The organism is Streptomyces sp. NPDC090445, from assembly GCF_044769385.1.
Lineage (GTDB): Bacteria > Actinomycetota > Actinomycetes > Streptomycetales > Streptomycetaceae > Streptomyces.
In genome coordinates, this window is the sequence record NZ_JBIVXV010000007.1 from 327345 (window position 1) to 344331 (window position 16987).

A 16987-nucleotide genomic window follows, 5' to 3' on the forward strand; every position below is an offset into this window, starting at 1 on the left:
CACCACCGCTGCGGGGCCCGCGGCGCGCACACGGCCGGTGTGTGCGCGGCGGGCCCCGCTCCGTCGTGGGGCGCGGGCGCACGGGAAGGCGTACGGGCCGACGGGAAATGCGTACGGGAATCCGCGCGGGAAAGCCGTACGTACAGGAAAAGCCGGGCGGGAAAAGCCGTACGGGCCCGGCGGGGGGATCGCCGGGCCCGTACGGGCGCCACAGGGGGGACGGAGACGTGGCGGGGTGGAGCGGTGGGTCAGCGGGGCTGGACGTTGATGCGGTAGCCCTTGCCGGTGGAGGCGCCGCCGGTGACGAGGGTGCCGTCCAGCTGGTGGATCTGGTAGGCGAAGTCGAAGTTGGCGGTGGTGCGGCCGGTGACGGTGACGTTGGCCTTGAAGGTGATGGTGGAGTTGGCCTTGCCGTCGGTGCCGATGAGCAGCGCGGTGTCGGTGTCGGAGTAGGTGCCGCAGCCGGTCAGCTTCCACTCGCCGTGCGAGGCGGTCGTGGTGTTGTTGGGCGAGGAGAAGTTCACCGTGCCGTACGAGGCGGTGGCGCTGCCGTGGTAGCTGCCGAGGAAGGTCTCCTTGGTGTTGTCGTCCACGACCCGCCAGCTGCCCGGCAGGGTCAGGCAGCCGCTGCCGCCCTCGACGGCGGCGTTCGCCGAGCCCGTGACGGCCGTCGCGGCGGCCAGCGCGGCGATACCCGCGAATACCGCGGCCTTGATCCGGGTGCTCTTGCGCATGTGATTCTCTCCAATGGAATGGAAGCGGGGGTTTTCGGTGCCGGGCCGGCGGTGAACGCAGCGGCTTCAATTCCCATGATGGCCTGCCGAATTCCTGTGCGGTATGGACCAGTGCCCGATCCGTCAGGTCGTATTTCCGGCCGTGCAGGGGCCCGAAAAAGCCCCTGTGCCGCACCCGGAAATACGGGATGCGGCACAGGGGCGGCCGGCCGTTCGGAAGGAAAGGGTTCAGTCGATCTGCATGATGATGCGGACCGCCGGGTCGACGTCCGGCTGCTTCGGCATGGTGTCGACGACGATGCCGAAGTGCTCCTCGTACGCGGCGCGCAGCGCGGCGTCGTCGGCCAGCAGGACGGTCTCCCTGCCGTCCGCGGTGGTGCGGGTCAGCTCGCGGCCGTTGACGGTGACGCGGCCGTCCTCGTTCTGCCGGCAGGCGATGAGGTTGTGCAGGAACACCGAGTCCGGGGCCGTGCGGTACCACCACAGCGTCGGGTAGAAGTCGGCGATCCGCACCGGCCGCTGGTCGAGCCGGTACTGGATGTGCCCGTCCAGCTCGACCTGGAGGCCGCCGTCCGCCGGCTGCAGCACGCGGAAGTCGCCGTGCGGGTCCTTCTGCACCTCGTCCGTGCCGAGGGGCAGCGGGAACCGGCTGCCCTTGCCGAAGCCCACGTCGACCAGCCAGTCCTGGCCGTCGGCGTGGACGCGGAGCGCCAGGTGGCACAGCGGCGCGCCGAACTCGCCGCCGAGGAAGACCGCACCGGGGAGGATCTCCACCCGGAAGCCGAGCGCCTCCAGCAGGTGGCCGAAGGCCGGGTTCAGCTCGTAGCAGCCGCCGCCGCGCCGCCGGGTGACGATCTTCTCGTGGAGGAAGTCGCGCTCCAGGCTCAGCTCGGCGCCCTCCACGTGGTAGTCGAGGTTCTCGAACGGCACCGACAGCACGTGCCGCTCCTGGAGGTGCCGCAGCGCGTGGACGTCGGCCTGCTCCGGCCGGCGCGCGCCGATGCGCTCCAGGTAGGCGTCCACCATCGCTTCGCTGAACATGTCGTCTCTTCTCTCCTCGGTCGCGGCGCCGCCCGTCATCGGGAACGCCAGCCGGTCGGCGGGATGTTGTGGTTCACCCGGAACAGGTTCTGCGGGTCGTGGGCGTCCTTGACGGCCACGAGCCGGGCGTAGGTCTCCGCGTCGTACGCCGAGCGCAGGTGCTCGGGGGAGGACTCCAGGGCGCTGATGAAGCTGAGGAACGGGCCGCCGATGCGCCACGGCTCCATGGCCTCCATGAGCCGTTCCTGGAACTCCCGTACGTCCTGGATGTGTTCGGGCCACACCGGGGCGCCCGCGAACAGCGTGTACGCGGTGTCGCGGTGCGGCAGCGCGTTGGGGTGCTCGGGCTGCCGGCCCAGCGCGCCGCCCAGGTGGCGCAGCTCGACGCCGGGGCGGACCGCGTCCGCACCCTCCTTGATCAGCGGGATCAGGGTGGCGATGGCGGCGTCGTCCAGCTCGCGGATGCGGGTGGAGCGCTCGTAGTACACGGCGGGGACGGTCGGGTCCATGTTGATCTCGGCGACCCGGGTGTACGGCAGGTCGCCGACGGTGTCGAGGACGGGCGGGACGATCTCCCGCAGGGGGCGGACGAGTTCCTCGCCCTCCTCGTTCGAGCCGTTGAACGCGATCCGGATGTGCGCGAGGAAGCGGCCTCGGACCGGCTCCGGCAGCACGTCGATGTCGGGGAAGCGCATCACGGCGATCGAGGACTGCATCGCGTCCGGCAGGGTCCGCGTCCAGTCCCGCCACGTCGGCAGGATCTGCTCGATGTGCTCGCCGGGCAGGAACAGGCCGCCGCCGTACAGCCGGGAGACGGGGAAGAGGCCGATCTCGATGGAGGTGACCACACCGAAGTTGCCCTTGCCGCCGCGCAGCGCCCAGAACAGGTCGGGGTGGTCCTCGGGGGAGACGTGGCGCAGTTCGCCGTCGGCGGTGACCAGGTCGATGTTCCTGACGTGGTCGGCGGAGAACCCGTACGAGCGGCCCAGCGGGCCGAGGCCGCCGCCCAGCGTGTACGAGACCACGCCGACGCCCGGGGAGGCGCCGTTGAGGGGGGCCAGGCCGAAGGCCGCGGCCTCCTCGATGACGCGGCGCCACTGGGCGCCGGGCTCGATGCGGGCGGTGCGGGCGCGCGGGTCGATCCGTACGCCGGTCAGGTTGCGGGTGTTGATGAGGATCGCGCCGTCGGCGGGCAGTGACGTGCCGTGGCCGGTCGCCTGGACCGCGACGGCGAGGCCGGCCCGGGCGGCGAAGCGCACGGTGGTGATGATGTCGGCGGTGCCGTCGGCGAGGACCACGGCGGCGGGCCGGTTCTCCGGCAGGATCCGGTTGAAGCCGAGCGTCTCCTCCTTGTACGCGTCGGTGCCGGGCAGCAGCAGCGGCCCGTGCAGCTCGGCGCCGAAAGCGGACAGGTCGGTGGCGGACACGGAGGTTCCTTCCTGTAACGGGTGGTTCACTGCGCGGCCTTGGCGGGGGCGCGCAGGCTCGGGAGGGTGAGGGCGGTCAGCAGGACCACGGCGCCGCCGATCCAGGCGACGGTGGTCAGCTGCACGTTGTCGACGATCAGGCCGCCGACGAGGGCGCCGAGCGCGATGGACAGGTTGAAGACGGACACCCACAGGGCGGAGGCCGCCTCCATCGCGTCCGGCGCGTACTTCAGCATCCAGGTCTGCAGGCTGACGGAGACGCCGCCGAAGGCCAGGCCCCACAGGACCAGCAGGGCGATGCCGCCGGCCTGGCTCTCGCCGAGCAGCGGGAACAGCAGCATCGCGGCGGCCAGCGCCACGATGATCACCGTCATGGTGCGGCCCAGGTTCTTCGCGACGGCCGCGCCGGCGACGAAGTTGCCGATGATGCCGGCGACGCCGAAGCCCAGCAGCAGGACGCTGATCAGGTCCTCGTCGATGCCGGAGACCTGCTGGAGCATGGGGCTGACGTACGTGTACGCGGCCAGGTGGCCGGTGACGATCAGGCCGGTGGCGATGATGCCGGCGCGGACGCCGCCGTTGCGGAACTGGCCGATCAGCTCGCCCACGCTGACGGGCTTGGTCGCGGGCAGCTTCGGCAGCAGCACCAGCAGGGCGACGAGGACGGCGAAGGCGAGCACGCCGAGCGTGGCGAACGCGGTACGCCAGCCGGCGAGGCCGCCGATCAGCGTGCCGATGGGGACGCCGAGGACGTTGGCGGCGGCGACACCGCCGAAGATGAGCGCGGTGGCCCGGGGCACCGCGGCGGGCTGGACCAGGCGGAAGGCGAGGCCGCCCGCGATGGCCCAGAAGCCGCCGATGGTGACGCCGACGAGCACGCGGGAGGCGAGGAGCACCCCGAAGTTCGGCGCGAGCACGGTGATCAGGTTGGCGGCGGCCATCACCGTCATCAGCCCGACCAGCAGGAAACGGCGGTCCATCCGCCCGACGACCACCGGGATCAGCGGCGCGGACAGCGCGGCGACCAGGCCGGGCACGGTCACCATCAGGCCGGCGGTGCCCTCGGAGACGCTCAGGGCGGAGCCGACCGAGGTGAGCAGGCCGATCGGCAGCTGCTCGGCGGTGACCAGGGTGAAGATGCCGACCGCGACGGAGACGACGGCGAGCCAGCTCTTCAGCGAGGTGGCCTCCGCTGCCTGCGGCGGCGCACCGGAGGCTGTGGTGTCGGCGGTGTCGGCGGTGTCGGTGGTGTCCGCAGTGTCGGCGGGTGTTTCGAGTGTTGCCATGGCAAGAACCTCATTCGTGTAACCGGGGGCTGGGGCCGCCCTGCGGGGAGGCGTCGGGCGGCCGCGGGCAATCAGGTGCGGGGGACCCAGCCGGACTCGTCCCAGAACCGCAGCTGCCGGGCCTTCGACGTGTCGGCGACCTCGGTGATCCGCTCACCGCCGAGGACCAGCGTGCTCGGCGTGCCCGGGTCGAAGACCGGCCACTCGGGCAGGCCGGGACCGGCGGGCACGCCGTCGCGGGCGAAGGCGGCGACCAGGTCCATGAAGGTCTCGGACACGGTGCGCTCGACGGGCCCGTCGTGGAACAGGGGAGTCGTCTCCGGCACCGGGTAGGTGGCGGCGATCGCGGCGGTGTCGGCGTACGTGCCGAACAGGAACGGCGAGGTCGCCTCGTGCGGGGTGCCGTGGTGCGGGGCGCGGACGGGGTGGGCGAACTCCATGACGTACTGCGGGGTCCTCCCGTGCCGGGCGTGCCGCTCGGACAGCCGCACGATCTGGTAGCGGAACAGCGCGTCGCCCCAGATCTCCGTCCACAGCGACAGCGGGTCCTGCGGGAGCCCGCCTGCCTCGGCGGCGTCCCGGTACGCGGCGAGGCAGGCGTCCACCAGCTCGTCGTCCACCTTGGCCGCACCCTTGTCCAGGACGCCGCGCACGGCCTCGCGCAGCCCGGCGGCGTCGGCGGGCGGCGGGGTCGGGGTGGGCTGCGGCGGGCAGGGGCCGGTGTAGAAGGAGCCCTCGGTGCGGGTGTGGACCGCCATCACCGGCACCTCGGGGGTGGGGAGTTCCCAGTCGAAGGCGCTCATCCAGCGGCCGTCGACGACGGGGCCGCGGAACTCGCGGCCGCTGTCGATCCCGCGGTCGCCGGGCAGCCCGCCGAACAGCTCCTCCCAGGCGTGCATGAGGTCGGCGGCGGGGACCTCGCGCAGCCCCGGCACCGTCGTCCCGAACCGGCGCGCGAGGGACGCGTACGCGGTGCGGGCGTCGGCCGGGGTCAGCGAGGTGGACGGGTCCCACACGTGGCAGGCGCTGATCGGGACGATCCGGCGGATGATGCCGCGCAGTTCGGGCAGGAGGGCCAGCTGCCAGGTGCTCGCCCCGCCGGCCGAGGTGCCGGCGACGGTGATGTTGCCGGGGTCGCCGCCGAACGCGGCCGCGTTGGCGTGCACCCAGTGCAGCAGCGCCGCCTGGTCCTGCAGCCCCCAGTTGGCGAAGCCGCCCGTCTCGGGGTCGGTGAAGTCCTCGTGGAGCCCGAACCCGAGGGCGGCGAGGCGGTAGTTGAAGGTGATGACGACCAGGTCGCCGCGGTCGGCGAGGCGCGCGCCGTCGTACACGGGCAGGCTGCCGCCGCCGACCATCCAGCCGCCGCCGTGGATGTAGACCAGCACCGGCCGGGCGTCCCCGTCGCCGGTGCCCGGCGTCCAGACGTTGGCGTACAGGGAGTCCTCGGAGCTGCCGGGGATGATCGGCTGGAGGGATTCGGGTGCGAAGGCGCCGGCGTCGCGGACCCCGCTCCAGGGGACGGGCGGGCGCGGCGAGGCGAAGCGCAGCTCCCCGACCGGCGGCCGGGCGTACGGGACGCCCCGGAAGACGGAAAGCCGTCCGGCGCGCTCACCGGCGACCAGGCCGGCGGTGGTGCGGGCCAGCACGTCCCCGGTCTCCGGCGAAGGGCTGTGGGCGGCGGAAGGTGCCATGGCCGTGAGTTCTCCATCGTCATCGGCGGGCGGGCAGTCACACCGACTCATCAAATGCCGCGTCGGATGACTCTGGACCATCCGATGCTGGTAAACGCGCGAGAGGTCGGCAACAAGGGGGAGGGCACTCTGTCAGGTGCCGCGTTGTCCGTCAGCTCGACGGGACGGCTCCGGGTGGCCGTGTATTTTCATTCGGCGTACGCTGCCCGGTTCGAATGGTCGAGGAGAATGCGATGCGGGACGACGCAGAAGTGGCCGGATATCTCGATCGGATAGGCGCGAAGAGGCCGGGGAAAGCCGACCTGGAGGGCCTCGCCCACCTCCAGGAACGGCACGTCCTGTCGGTTCCGTTCGAAAACATCGACTACCACCTCGGGCGGGAGATCCACCTGGGCTACAGGGCCGTCGACAAGATCGTGCGGCAGCGCCGCGGCGGCGGCTGCTACGAGGTCAACTCCGCCTTCGGCGTGCTCCTGGCCTCCCTCGGCTACGCCGTCGAGATCCTCCCGGGCCGGGTGTACCGGCCGGACGGGCTGGGCCCCGCCATGTGCCACCTGGCGCTGCGCGTGACCCTGGACGGCGAGCCCTGGCTGGTGGACGCCGGCTTCGGCCGCAACAGCCGCCACCCCCTCCGCCTGCACAGCTCCGACCTGCAGAAAGACCCGCACGGCGAGTACCTCGTCGGGCCGGCGGAGGACGGCGGCTTCGACGTGTCCCTCGACGGCAGGCCGCTCTACCGGGTCGACGACCGGCCCTGCCGGCTCGCCGACTTCGGGCCGACCCTGTGGTGGTGGCGCACCGGCCCGGACTCGCCGTTCCTGCAGGAGCTGTTCTGCTCCCTGCCGCTGGCCGACGGCGGCCGGGTCACGCTGAAGGACAAGCGCCTGGTCAGGATCGAGGGCGGCGCGCGCACGGTCGAGCAGCTCGACACCGGCGAGGCCCTCCTGGAGGCGTACCGCACGCACTTCCGGATGGAAATCGACGAGCTTCCCGAAGGTGACGGAGTGAACCTGACCGCGGGGATCCGGCTGGCCTGAGAGCCTTGCCCCGGGCAGTTGACGGACTCGGCCGAATTGCGTGGACCGGCTCCGGCCGACCGGCGCACGATGCGAAGAGTGCGGCGTTACTCCGTACCCGGAAGGAGCATTGTGTCCACCGTTGACCCCCTGCTGGAATTTCCGCTCGATACCCGGCCGGACCCCGACGAATTCCTGCGCGCCGCTCTGCGGTGGCATTTCTCCCCGGAAACGGGTTCGCCGTTCTGGCTGGAACGCGCAGGAACTCTCGGGTTCGACCCGCTGACCGACATCGGCGGGTTCGGCGACCTGAAGCGGTTCCCGAACCTTGCGAACGAGCTGCGCGACGTGCGGGCCGAGGACCTCATACCCCGCGGCTACGGGGCGCGGCCCGACGTCGTCGGCGTCTACGAGAGCGGCGGCACCACCGGCGCCCCCAAGCGCATCGTCCTGCTCAAGGAGTGGCTGGACCGGCTGCTCGCCTGGAGCAGCGGCCAGCTCGACCGCCACGGCGTCCCGCAGGACGTGAACTGGCTCGTCGTCGCCCCGACCGGCCCGCACATGGTCGGTGACGTGATCAAGCGGCAGACCGCCTTCCGCGGCGGTCTCGCCTTCACCGTCGACCTCGACCCGCGCTGGGTGAAGAAGCTCATCGCCGACGGCAAGACCGCCGAGGCCGGCGCCTACGCCGAGCACATCGTCGACCAGGTGGCGTTCCTGCTGCAGACCCAGGACATCGGCGTCCTGATGTGCACCCCGCCGGTGCTGGAGCGCCTCGCGCGCCGCCCCGACCTGGCCAAGCTCATCGACGAGAAGGTCAAGGCGATCAACTGGGTCGGCACCCAGATGGACGCCGACACCCGCTACCTGTACCGCACCGAGGTCTTCCCGAAGGCCCACCTGTACAGCGGCTACGGCTCGACGATGATCCTCGGCAACGCGAGCGAGCGCCCGGGCCTGACCGACGACGACCCGTGCATCTACGACCCGTTCGCCCCGCACATGGTCTTCGACGTCGTCGACCCCGGGACCCGCGAGACCGTCGCGTACGGCGAGCGCGGCCAGGTCGTCATGCACCACATCAGCAAGAGCCTGTTCATGCCGAACAACCTGGAGCGCGACCACGCGACCCGCGTGCCGGCCCCCGAGGGCGTCTGGCAGATCGGCGACTCGGTGGCGGACATCGCCCCGGTCCAGGAGTTCGACAACGAGACCGTCATCGAAGGGGTCTATTAATGAACGCCGGCCTGATCACGCTCGACGCGCTCGGGCCCGCCGGAACCTTCCGCGCCCGCAAGCGCATGACCGTCACCGACGTGACGGGTGCACCGGTCGCCGAACTCAGCCTGGTCCCCAAGCTGTTCGTGACCCGCGCCATGGACGCCCTGCGCAAGGCCCGGACGATGCCGGCCGCCGAGCGGACCGCCGCGCTGGCCCGGGCGGGGCGCATCTTCGCCGAGGAGACCATCGACGGCCTCACGTTCGCCGAGTACGAGCGCACCGTCGCCCGCGTCTCCGGCGTGCCGATCGGCGTCGTGCAGGCGGCGACCGCCGCCATCATCGAGGCCACGGAGGTGGCGCCGGTCGCCGCCTACCAGGCCCGGCCGACCGGCGCCGTGGACGACTGGCGGGCCGACGAGACCCGCGCCGGCAGCGCCGTGTGGACCCGCAAGGGCGACGTCTTCGCGGTGCACGCCGCCGGCAACCACCCCGGCCCGCACTCGCTGTGGGTCGAGGCCCTCGCCATGGGCTACCGGGTGGCCGTACGCCCCTCGCGGCGCGAGCCGTTCACCCCGCACCGCCTGATCTCCGCCCTGCGGGCCGCCGGCTTCGGCAACGACCAGGTCGTGCTGCTGCCCACGGACTACGAGGCGGCGGACGAGATCCTGCGCAGCGCCGACTACGGGCTCGTGTACGGCGGGGACGAGGTCGTCCGCAAGTACGCGGGCACCCGGGTGCTGCCGCAGGGCCCGGGCCGCTCGAAGATGCTGGTCCCGGCCGGCGTCGACTGGCGCGACCACCTCGACGTCATCGTGGACTCCATCAGCCACCAGGGCGGCGTGGCCTGCATCAACGCCACCACCGTGCTGATCGACGGGGACCCGGCGCCGCTCGCGCGGGCCATCGCCGAGCGGCTGGCGGAGATCCCGAGCCTGCCGCCGGAGGACGAGAAGGCGGTCCTGGCGGTGCAGCCGGTGGAGGGCGCCCGCAAGCTGGAGCAGTTCGTGCTCGCCCGGGCCGCGGGGACCACCGCGCACCTCGGCGGCGACGGCATCGTGGAGGAGCTCGGTGACGGCAGCGCCGTACTGCGCCCCGCGGTGCACCAGCTCGACCGGCCGGACGCCGACCAGGCCGGCATCGAGCTGCCGTTCCCCTGCGTGTGGGTGGCCCCGTGGACGCCGGCGGACGGGATCGGCCCGCTGCGCAACTCGCTGGTGCTGACCGCGTTCACGCAGGACGAGGAGCTCATCGACGAGCTGCTGCAGGAGCCCACCATCAGCAACCTCTACCTGGGCGACCACCCGACGTACTGGATCCGCCCGGGCGTCCCGCACGACGGCTACCTCGGCGAGTTCCTGATGCGGACCAAGACCGTCATCCGCGACTGAGGCAGCCCGCGCAACGCACCTGCGGGTCCGGGCCGGCCGCGCGGCCGGCCCGGACCGGCACACCCCGCCTGCACCGCCCATGTCCCGAGAAGGAGCCAGTTGTCATGCCCATGAACGGAATGGAGGGTTCCAGACCTGTGAGACTGCCCAGACTCGACTCCCTGACCGGTCTCCGCTTCCCCGCGGCCCTCCTGGTCTTCCTCTACCACGCCTCCCTCGGCGTGCCGTGGATCCGGCTCTTCGAGAGCGACACCGCGAACGACACCTTCGCCAAGTACGCCTCCCAGGCCGGCGCCCTCGGCGTCACGTTCTTCTTCGTGCTCAGCGGCTTCGTCCTGACCTGGTCGGCCCGCGAGAAGGACACCTTCCGCGCGTTCTGGCGCCGCCGCTTCGTCAAGATCTACCCGAACTACGTGATCACCTGGGCCCTCGCCCTCGTCACGTTCGCCGCGGTCATGACCGAGCCCTGGCAGGCCGTCGTCAACCTGCTCATGCTCCAGGTGTGGGTGCCCGACTTCGCGACCAACTTCAGCGTGAACCCGCCCAGTTGGTCCCTCGGCGCCGAGGCGATCTTCTACCTCGCCTTCCCGCTGCTCATCCTGCTCATCAGGAAGATCGACCCGGCGAAGCTGAAGTACTGGATCGCGGGCGTCATGGTCGCCGTCTTCCTCACCCCGACACTGACCTACGCGGTGATACCCGGCGGCGGCATGCAGATGCCCGGCGCCGACGGCACCTCCACCGTCCAGTACTGGTTCGCGTACGTCCTGCCGCCCGTCCGCCTGCTCGACTTCGCACTCGGCATCCTCGTCGCCCGCGCCGTCATGACCGGCCGCTGGCGCAACATCGGCATGACCGCGTCGACCGTCCTGCTCGCCGTCAGCTACGCGATCGCCCTGAACGTGGAGCACCTGTACGCGCAGCGCGCCGTCACCCTCATCCCGATCGTCCTGATGATCGCGGCCTTCGCCATGCGCGACGCCCAGAGCAAGCCGACACCGTTCAACGGCCGCTTCATGATCTGGCTCGGCGAGATCTCCTTCGCCTTCTACCTCGTCCACTACATCGTCCTGGCCTACTCCCGGAAGCTGCTCGGCGAGGAGTTCTTCTCGACCCCGACCGGCATCGCCCTGATCGCCGCGCAGTGCGTGGTCTCGGTGCTGCTCTCCTGGGCCCTGTACGCCTGGGTGGAGGCGCCCATCACCCGCCGCTTCTCCAGCTCCCGCAAGGCCAAGGCCGCCAAGGCCGCCGCCGCGGCAGCCGGGGCCGGGGTCGCCACCGGTGCCTCCACGGGCTCGGAAGACCGCAAGGTAGCCGAGACCGTCTGACCCGACTTCGCACGGCACACTCCGCCCACCGGCACCGCACCGCCCCCACCGGTGCACCGCACCCCGCCGCCCCCACCGGAGCCCCGCCGCGCACCCCCGGCCGGAATTCAGGCCCGGCCGGCCCACCCCGCCGCCCTTCGGGTTCCCGCCGAACCCGAAGGGCGCCGCCGCGCCCGAGACGGGCATCACGAGCGATCTGTGCCGCCGAGGGACCGCCTACCCTTGCGGGCAGCGGTGGTACCGCTGGTACCGTGGCTACCATGTCGGATTCTTCCAAGGCGATGAACCTGCGGTTCCGCGATCCCAAGCAGCGTGAGGCCATTGCGGCAGCCGCCAGACAGGCCGGCGTCAGCATGCAGGAGTACGTGCTCTCCGCCGCATACGAACGGGCGACCGCCGTCGAGGCACGCTTCCTGACCGGGTTCAAGGAGTCCATGGCCCGCAGTGGCGAGGCATTCGCGGCCGAGGCAGGCGCACTCGACCCCGCCCCCGAGCAGCGGGCCGCAGAGCGTGCCGCACGCGCGGAGCTGGAGACCACCGAAAGGGACCACGCGGCGTGACCCAGCCCGAACCGCAGCACGCCATCGACGTGCCGTTCCTTCTGCACGCCGCTGAACTGCTTCCCAACGATCCCCAGGTCGACGACCTCGGCCCCCTCTACGCTGCCGTCGCCCGCGTCAACGCCCGGGCCATGGAGCAGGACATCTACGGCTCCCTGTACCTGAAGGCGGCCGCCCTGCTGGAGACCCTGGCCCGGATGTCGTGCCTGGAGCACTCCAACGACGCGTTCGCCTGGCACTCCTGCGAGGCGTACCTGGCCCTGAACGGCCACGCGCTCGACTACCCGCCGAAGCATGCCGTCGCCTTGGTGCGGGACTCCGCCTCCCGACAGATCGGGGTCTTTCAGATCGCACGGCAACTGCGCGCCTGGTCGACTCCCGCCCCGGGCTGACAGCGTCACCTTCCACCCACGTGAGTGCCTGCGGCCGGAGCCCAGGCCCGGCCTCGCCGTCCTTCAGGTTCCGGCCGAACCCGAAGGGCGCCGAACCATCCGCATGGGGGCCGAACTCCGACTCTGAGCCGAGCCGCTAGTCAGCGTCCGGCTCGAACCGGGCGAGCGCAGTCCAGTCCAGCGGTCGCACGATCTCGGCCAGCCGGCCGAAGGGGTCCTCAGCCGGCTGTTGGAACCACACCACGGACAGCTCGCTGTGGCCGGGACCGGTCACTCCCGCAGGGCACCAGGACGCGCTCAGCCGGGCCTGCACCCCGGCCCGCGGCAGCCAGGTGTCCACCCGCGCGGCCGCATCGGCCCGGATGCCGTCCAGGTCATGGACGTACAGACCGGACGCACCGGCGAGCTGCTTCTCCCACTGCATGACCCTGAACCGGCGATGCAGGGAGGGCGTCCCCTCGATCATCCCTTCGAGGTCGTCCCACATGCGCAGCTCACGCAACTCCGCGCAGATGTCCCGCACCCGAAACGTCCGCAGCTCAAGATCCCCAGTCACGGCACGCAGCTTAGAGGCCGTCGCACGCTGCTCAGCCGATCCGCGTGCGCAGGTGCTCCAGCGCCGCTTTCAGCGCGTCCCCGGCCGTGACGGCCAGGTCGGGCTCGACACCGACGCCTTCCCAGTTGGTGCCGGTGACCGGGTTGATCGAGCGGGCGGCGGGAACGGTCACGGCAACGTGCGGGGCGACCGGAATGCGGTCCGTAGGGTGGGCGCCACCGCGGGTGGTCTGGCCGATCAAGGTGGCGCGCCCCAACACCTTCAGGTTGTACGCCAGCTCCTCTCCGCCGGAGAAGGTGAAGTCGCTGGTCAGCACGGTGACCGGGCGGTCCAGGTAGCGCGGTGCGGCGAGGTGCCCGAGGGTCCAGTACTGGCGGGTCGAGTCGGTGGCCCGCTGGTAGATGTCGTTCAGGTGCACCCCGTCGTCAGCGAAGAAGTAGCTGCACCACAACTGCACGCCTTCAGGCGAGCCGCCCCGGCACTGCCGCAGGTCGATGACCAATGCTTCGGTGGGAGCGAGCAGTTGCATGGCGGCAGCGATCGCGGGACCACCCGGATCGGCGGGGGCGATCATGCGCAGGTCGAGGTAGCCGATGTTGTCGTCGAGCTGTTCCACCCGCCGGATGCCGTAGTTGCTCTCCCTCGCATACTGCGCGAAACGGGCGCGAGCGACGTCCTCCGGCTCCTCGTCCATCGACTGTGGCTCCTCGGCCCACAACAGCCGCAAATGCTTGTCCGGACAGACGTTCTGGAGGTCGTCCGTGACTCGCTCGCACAGCTCCCGCACGTCCAGGTCCTGATACGCGCCTTCGTCCAGTCGGCGCCGGATCGCCGCGTCGATGGCAGCCGTCTTCTCGGGGAACACGTAACCGGCGGTGATCCGGGCCAGCGCGGCTTCGAGTATCTCGTGATGAGTCGTCATGCGCGCGATGGTAGGTACGGGTCGGACGGGTGCCCAACGGATTTCACGGCCGCGCGCTGCTGTCCATGCCTGTCAGCGCACGGCAGGGCCGTTCGCCGCACGCCAGTCGTCGAGGCGCTTGCGGATGCTCGCCACCATGGGGAGCCCGTCCACCTCCTCGGGGGCGAACCACGCAACCTCAAGGGACTCGTCCGAGATCCGGAGGGTGCCGCCGGTCGGCCGGGCCAGCAGGCAGATGGAGAACTCCTGCCGCACCTCGCCGTCGTCGTACACGAACACGTGCCCCGGGTTGCTGTACGTCCCGACGATGCCGGTGACCTCAACCCGGATCCCGGTCTCCTCCCACGTCTCCCTGACCGCGCACTCCGCGAGGGACTCGCCCAGCTCCATCTGTCCGCCCGGCAGTGCCCACATCCCGTTGTCGGTGCGCCGCTGCAACAGCACCCGGCCCTCGTCGTCCACGACGACCGCCGACGCCGCCGGCACCAGGCTGTTCGCCTTCGGGGCGTTCGGGTCGTCCTCGTAGTCACGCCTGGGCATTTCGTCCCCCTGGGCAGGTGCTGATGAGACTGCCGGTGAAGCCGTCGCGGATGAGGGACGCGTATGCGGCGTGCACGTCCTCCGGGACATCCTGGGCGATGGCGAAGCCCTGCTTCGGATACTCGATCACCCGTTGCAGGTCGCCCACCATCATGCTGATCACGGACTCCTCGTCGCCCATGCCCTTGAGGTAGGCGTCGAAGGACAACGGGTCGGAAGCGCACACCGCTTCGACCTCGGGCCACTGCTCGCGGCACGTGGCGAAGGCCCGTCGCTCCATGTACGGCATGGTGATCAGCAGTACGGAACGGGGCCGGACCCCGGCCGCGGTGAGCGCCTCCCGCGCGTACGCGATGTTCTGCCCGGTGTTGGCTGCCTTCGGCTCCGGCAGCATCGCGTGGGCGGGTACGCCGAGCGCGAGGGCGTGTTCGTGAAAGTGCATGGCTTCGCCACAGGGGAACACGCTGCTGGTGGCCGCGCTGTTGCCGCCGGTGAACACGAGGGTGGGGAAGAGCCCGGTCTCGTACAGGTGGGCGGCGTAGGTGCTGACGCCGAGGTCGTTGCAGCCCAATGCAATGGCCGCGTCGCACGGGCGGAGATCGTGACGCATGTGGTGGTATTCCCAGATCAGCTGGGCGGCCTGCCGCTGATCCTCGGTGATGGTCTGCCGGTCGTTGCCCATGCCTGTTCTCTCCCTGATCGCATGTCCCGGGCGGGGCTTCGCCGTGCTCAGTCCAGGGGGATGGCCTGGTGTGCGGCGACGATCTCGTCGATCCGGCGGGCGAGGTCGAAGTCGGCGGCGGTCAGGCGGTGGCCCGCGTCGTGGGTCGTGATCGCCGCCCGCAGGTGGTCGATTCGGAGGTCGAGGTCCGCGTGGTGCTGGATCCGCCGGGACCTGTCGGCGATCGTGACGATCGCGGCAACCGCGGCGTGGTAGCGGATCTCGTAGGTGCGGGTGATCTCGTTGCCCTCCCGCTTCCACCCCGGCAGGCCCGACAGCTCCTGTGTGATCGCTTCGTCGGACAGCGGCTGCGGTACACCCATGTCAGCTCCCCTCGTCACCGTTCGGGGGAAGACATTTTGCCAACACCCCGCTACCTCAGGGGAGTAGCGTTTTCAGCGCCGAGGCCAGAAACGGAGTGTCCAGCATGCCCGAGCAGCATGACACCGCACCCGCCGTCCAGACGTTCGCTCACCGTGCCAGAGCGGCCCGCGATCACGCAGGCCTGACCAGGGCCGTCGTCGGCGGCCTCGTCGGCCGCTCCGCCGAGTGGGTCAAGGGAATCGAGACAGGCGCCATCGGAACGCCCCGCCTCCCCATGCTGATCCGCATGGCCACGGTCTACGAGTGCGACATCGCGGACCTGATCGGGGACGAGCGAATCTCCGCGGCCACGTACTCGAAGGCCGTCCATGCCGCCCTGCCTGCGGTCAAGCGAGCACTGACGTCCTACCAGCTTGCTCGCAGTGATGCCGAGCCTGAGTCGGCTGAGGTGCTTGCCGCCCGCGTCCGGCAGGCCTGGCGGCTGTGGCACGGCGACGGGGACCACCGTTCTCGTGTGTCCGCGCTGTTGCCGGATCTGCTGGCCGACGCGCAGTACTCCGTCCGCACTCTGGAGGGCGCGGACCGCCGAAAGGCCCTTGCCGTGCAGGCGCAGGTGTACCACCTGGCCCAGCTCTTCCTCGCGTTCCAGCCCGAGCCGGAGCTGATCGTGATGGTCGGAGACCGGTCGATGGCCGCTGCGCAGGACGCCGATAGCCCCCGTGCGATCGCTGGAGCGGCCTGGTACATGAACCACATCTACAGGGACGCCAACACAGCTGCTGAGTCCCGTGTTGAGCTGGCTGAGCAGGCGGCCGCGCTGCTCAGCCAGGAGAATCCGGACGGCTTGGCACGGTGGGGGCTGCTCCAGCTGGCGGCTGCCCTGTCGTACGCCAAGGTCGGCCGGAACGGACTGGCGTGGCGGTACTGGGACCGCGCGAAGGACGCCGCTCGGCGGCTCGGTGAAGGGTACGCCCATCCGTGGCTGATCTTCGGGCACGGCATCGTGGACGCGTACGTCCTGGACATTCACCTGAGCCTCGTCCAGCCGGGGAAGGCCGTCGAGGCCGCGGCCGCGCTGGACTTGAGTGCGGTGCCGTCTGCTACCCGGCGCGCCAGGCACCTCGTCGAGGCGGCACGGGCCTACGGCATGCAGGGCGAAGGCGTCGCCGCGGTGGCTCTCCTGGGCAAGGCACACCGGACGTCCCCGGAGACCGTCCGCTACAGCACGCATGCGCGGATGGTTCTGCCTGAGCTGGCGAAGACTGGCCCGCGCATGGTGCGCGAGGACGCGCGGGAACTGGCCCTCGCACTCGGCCTGAACGCTTGATCGGCTGACGGGTAGGAACCCTGCCTCCCCACGAAGGGGTAGGGAACCCACCCCACGTTGTGCCCGCTCGCTCCTACCGTCGGCTCATCACCCGGTGACGACGGTAAGGAGCGACGGTATGGCCATCGAGCAGGCGGAGCTGGATGCGGGGGCGCGGTTGATCGCGCGGGCCCTCGTGCCGTTCGAGCAGAAGCCGGCGGACGGCGAGATCGCCGGGATCGCGGTCGATCTGCAGGTGTACGGAGACCTGTGGTTTCCCGAGGTCGCCGCCCTCGACAGCGCGGACGCGGTGCGGGTGCTGGACGACTGGAACGCCATCCTGCGCGAGGGGCCGTCCGAGTCGCCGTTCGGCCGGTGGACCCACACGCGGGCCATGGCCCGCGTGCTCCGCCGGCTCCACGCGCTGCTGTCCCGGGTCGCGGCCGCGTGAGCGGCGGCCGGGTCTGTGCGCGCTGTCAGCGCACGATCCGCAGCACCGTGTACGTGAAGGTCATCCCGTTCTCGGCGTCCGGT

The 16987-nt window shown here is 71.0% G+C and carries 18 protein-coding genes; 8 read left to right on the plus strand and 10 right to left on the minus strand.

The genetic code is table 11. The features are described 5' to 3' along the window. Nucleotides 1-248: 248 nt before the first annotated feature. The 5 genes from ACIQUT_RS18375 to ACIQUT_RS18395 form a co-directional block, all read right to left on the minus strand. Nucleotides 249-734 (minus strand): hypothetical protein, encoded by a 486-nt coding sequence (locus tag ACIQUT_RS18375; protein ID WP_403563933.1) that lies wholly within the window; start codon nt 732-734, stop codon nt 249-251. A gap of 228 nt (nt 735-962) precedes the next feature. Then, a complete protein-coding gene (locus ACIQUT_RS18380) occupies nt 963-1775 on the minus strand; it encodes an arylamine N-acetyltransferase (RefSeq protein ID WP_403563934.1) in 813 nt (270 codons plus the stop codon). 35 nt (nt 1776-1810) lie between these two features. Continuing rightward, nucleotides 1811-3202: an FAD-binding oxidoreductase gene (locus ACIQUT_RS18385; protein WP_403563935.1), complete on the minus strand. Its 1392-nt coding sequence runs from the start codon at nt 3200-3202 to the stop codon at nt 1811-1813. A gap of 26 nt (nt 3203-3228) precedes the next feature. Beyond that, nucleotides 3229-4488, minus strand: a complete 1260-nt coding sequence (locus ACIQUT_RS18390; protein WP_403563936.1) for an MFS transporter — start codon at nt 4486-4488, stop codon at nt 3229-3231. A gap of 71 nt (nt 4489-4559) precedes the next feature. Further along, on the minus strand, nt 4560-6179 hold the full coding sequence (locus ACIQUT_RS18395; RefSeq protein WP_403563937.1) for a carboxylesterase/lipase family protein: 1620 nt from the start codon (nt 6177-6179) through the stop codon (nt 4560-4562). A 233-nt stretch (nt 6180-6412) separates the two neighbouring features. Here ACIQUT_RS18395 and ACIQUT_RS18400 point away from each other — a divergent pair, with 233 nt between their 5' ends. From ACIQUT_RS18400 to ACIQUT_RS18425, 6 genes are all read left to right on the plus strand, one after another. Next, nucleotides 6413-7216: an arylamine N-acetyltransferase gene (locus ACIQUT_RS18400; RefSeq protein ID WP_403563938.1), complete on the plus strand. Its 804-nt coding sequence runs from the start codon at nt 6413-6415 to the stop codon at nt 7214-7216. A 111-nt stretch (nt 7217-7327) separates the two neighbouring features. Continuing rightward, nucleotides 7328-8431 (plus strand): phenazine antibiotic biosynthesis protein, encoded by a 1104-nt coding sequence (locus tag ACIQUT_RS18405; RefSeq protein WP_403563939.1) that lies wholly within the window; start codon nt 7328-7330, stop codon nt 8429-8431. Beyond that, nucleotides 8431-9804 carry an aldehyde dehydrogenase family protein gene (locus ACIQUT_RS18410; RefSeq protein WP_403563940.1) on the plus strand — a complete coding sequence of 458 codons (1374 nt, stop codon included), beginning with the start codon at nt 8431-8433 and terminating at the stop codon, nt 9802-9804. Before ACIQUT_RS18405 ends, ACIQUT_RS18410 begins: the two co-directional genes overlap by 1 nt. Nucleotides 9805-9941: 137 nt before the next feature. Further along, nucleotides 9942-11132, plus strand: a complete 1191-nt coding sequence (locus tag ACIQUT_RS18415; RefSeq protein ID WP_403563941.1) for an acyltransferase family protein — start codon at nt 9942-9944, stop codon at nt 11130-11132. Between the two features lie 260 nt (nt 11133-11392). Continuing rightward, entirely contained in the window at nt 11393-11692 is a 300-nt protein-coding gene (locus ACIQUT_RS18420; protein ID WP_403563942.1) for a hypothetical protein, read from the plus strand. Continuing rightward, a complete protein-coding gene (locus ACIQUT_RS18425) occupies nt 11689-12084 on the plus strand; it encodes a fic family toxin-antitoxin system, toxin component (protein ID WP_403563943.1) in 396 nt (131 codons plus the stop codon). The genes ACIQUT_RS18420 and ACIQUT_RS18425 overlap by 4 nt, the downstream gene beginning before the upstream one ends. A 136-nt stretch (nt 12085-12220) precedes the next feature. Here the strand turns inward: ACIQUT_RS18425 and ACIQUT_RS18430 are convergent, their stop codons facing one another. The 5 genes from ACIQUT_RS18430 to ACIQUT_RS18450 form a co-directional block, all read right to left on the minus strand. Next, entirely contained in the window at nt 12221-12640 is a 420-nt protein-coding gene (locus tag ACIQUT_RS18430) for a hypothetical protein (RefSeq protein WP_403563945.1), read from the minus strand. A 31-nt stretch (nt 12641-12671) separates the two neighbouring features. Beyond that, nucleotides 12672-13562, minus strand: a complete 891-nt coding sequence (locus ACIQUT_RS18435) for a S41 family peptidase (RefSeq protein WP_403563946.1) — start codon at nt 13560-13562, stop codon at nt 12672-12674. Between the two features lie 72 nt (nt 13563-13634). After that, entirely contained in the window at nt 13635-14102 is a 468-nt protein-coding gene (locus ACIQUT_RS18440; RefSeq protein ID WP_403563947.1) for an NUDIX domain-containing protein, read from the minus strand. Next, entirely contained in the window at nt 14089-14784 is a 696-nt protein-coding gene (locus ACIQUT_RS18445) for a YdcF family protein (protein ID WP_403563948.1), read from the minus strand. The genes ACIQUT_RS18440 and ACIQUT_RS18445 overlap by 14 nt, the downstream gene beginning before the upstream one ends. A gap of 47 nt (nt 14785-14831) precedes the next feature. Further along, nucleotides 14832-15146: a 4a-hydroxytetrahydrobiopterin dehydratase gene (locus ACIQUT_RS18450; RefSeq protein WP_403563949.1), complete on the minus strand. Its 315-nt coding sequence runs from the start codon at nt 15144-15146 to the stop codon at nt 14832-14834. A 104-nt stretch (nt 15147-15250) separates the two neighbouring features. On the opposite strand from ACIQUT_RS18450, the gene ACIQUT_RS18455 reads away from it, so the two are divergent. Next, complete coding sequence (locus ACIQUT_RS18455; RefSeq protein WP_403563950.1) at nt 15251-16474, plus strand: helix-turn-helix domain-containing protein; 1224 nt, start codon at nt 15251-15253, stop codon at nt 16472-16474. Nucleotides 16475-16592: 118 nt separating this feature from the next. Beyond that, complete coding sequence (locus ACIQUT_RS18460) at nt 16593-16904, plus strand: DUF6415 family natural product biosynthesis protein (RefSeq protein WP_403563951.1); 312 nt, start codon at nt 16593-16595, stop codon at nt 16902-16904. Nucleotides 16905-16987 lie beyond the last annotated feature (83 nt).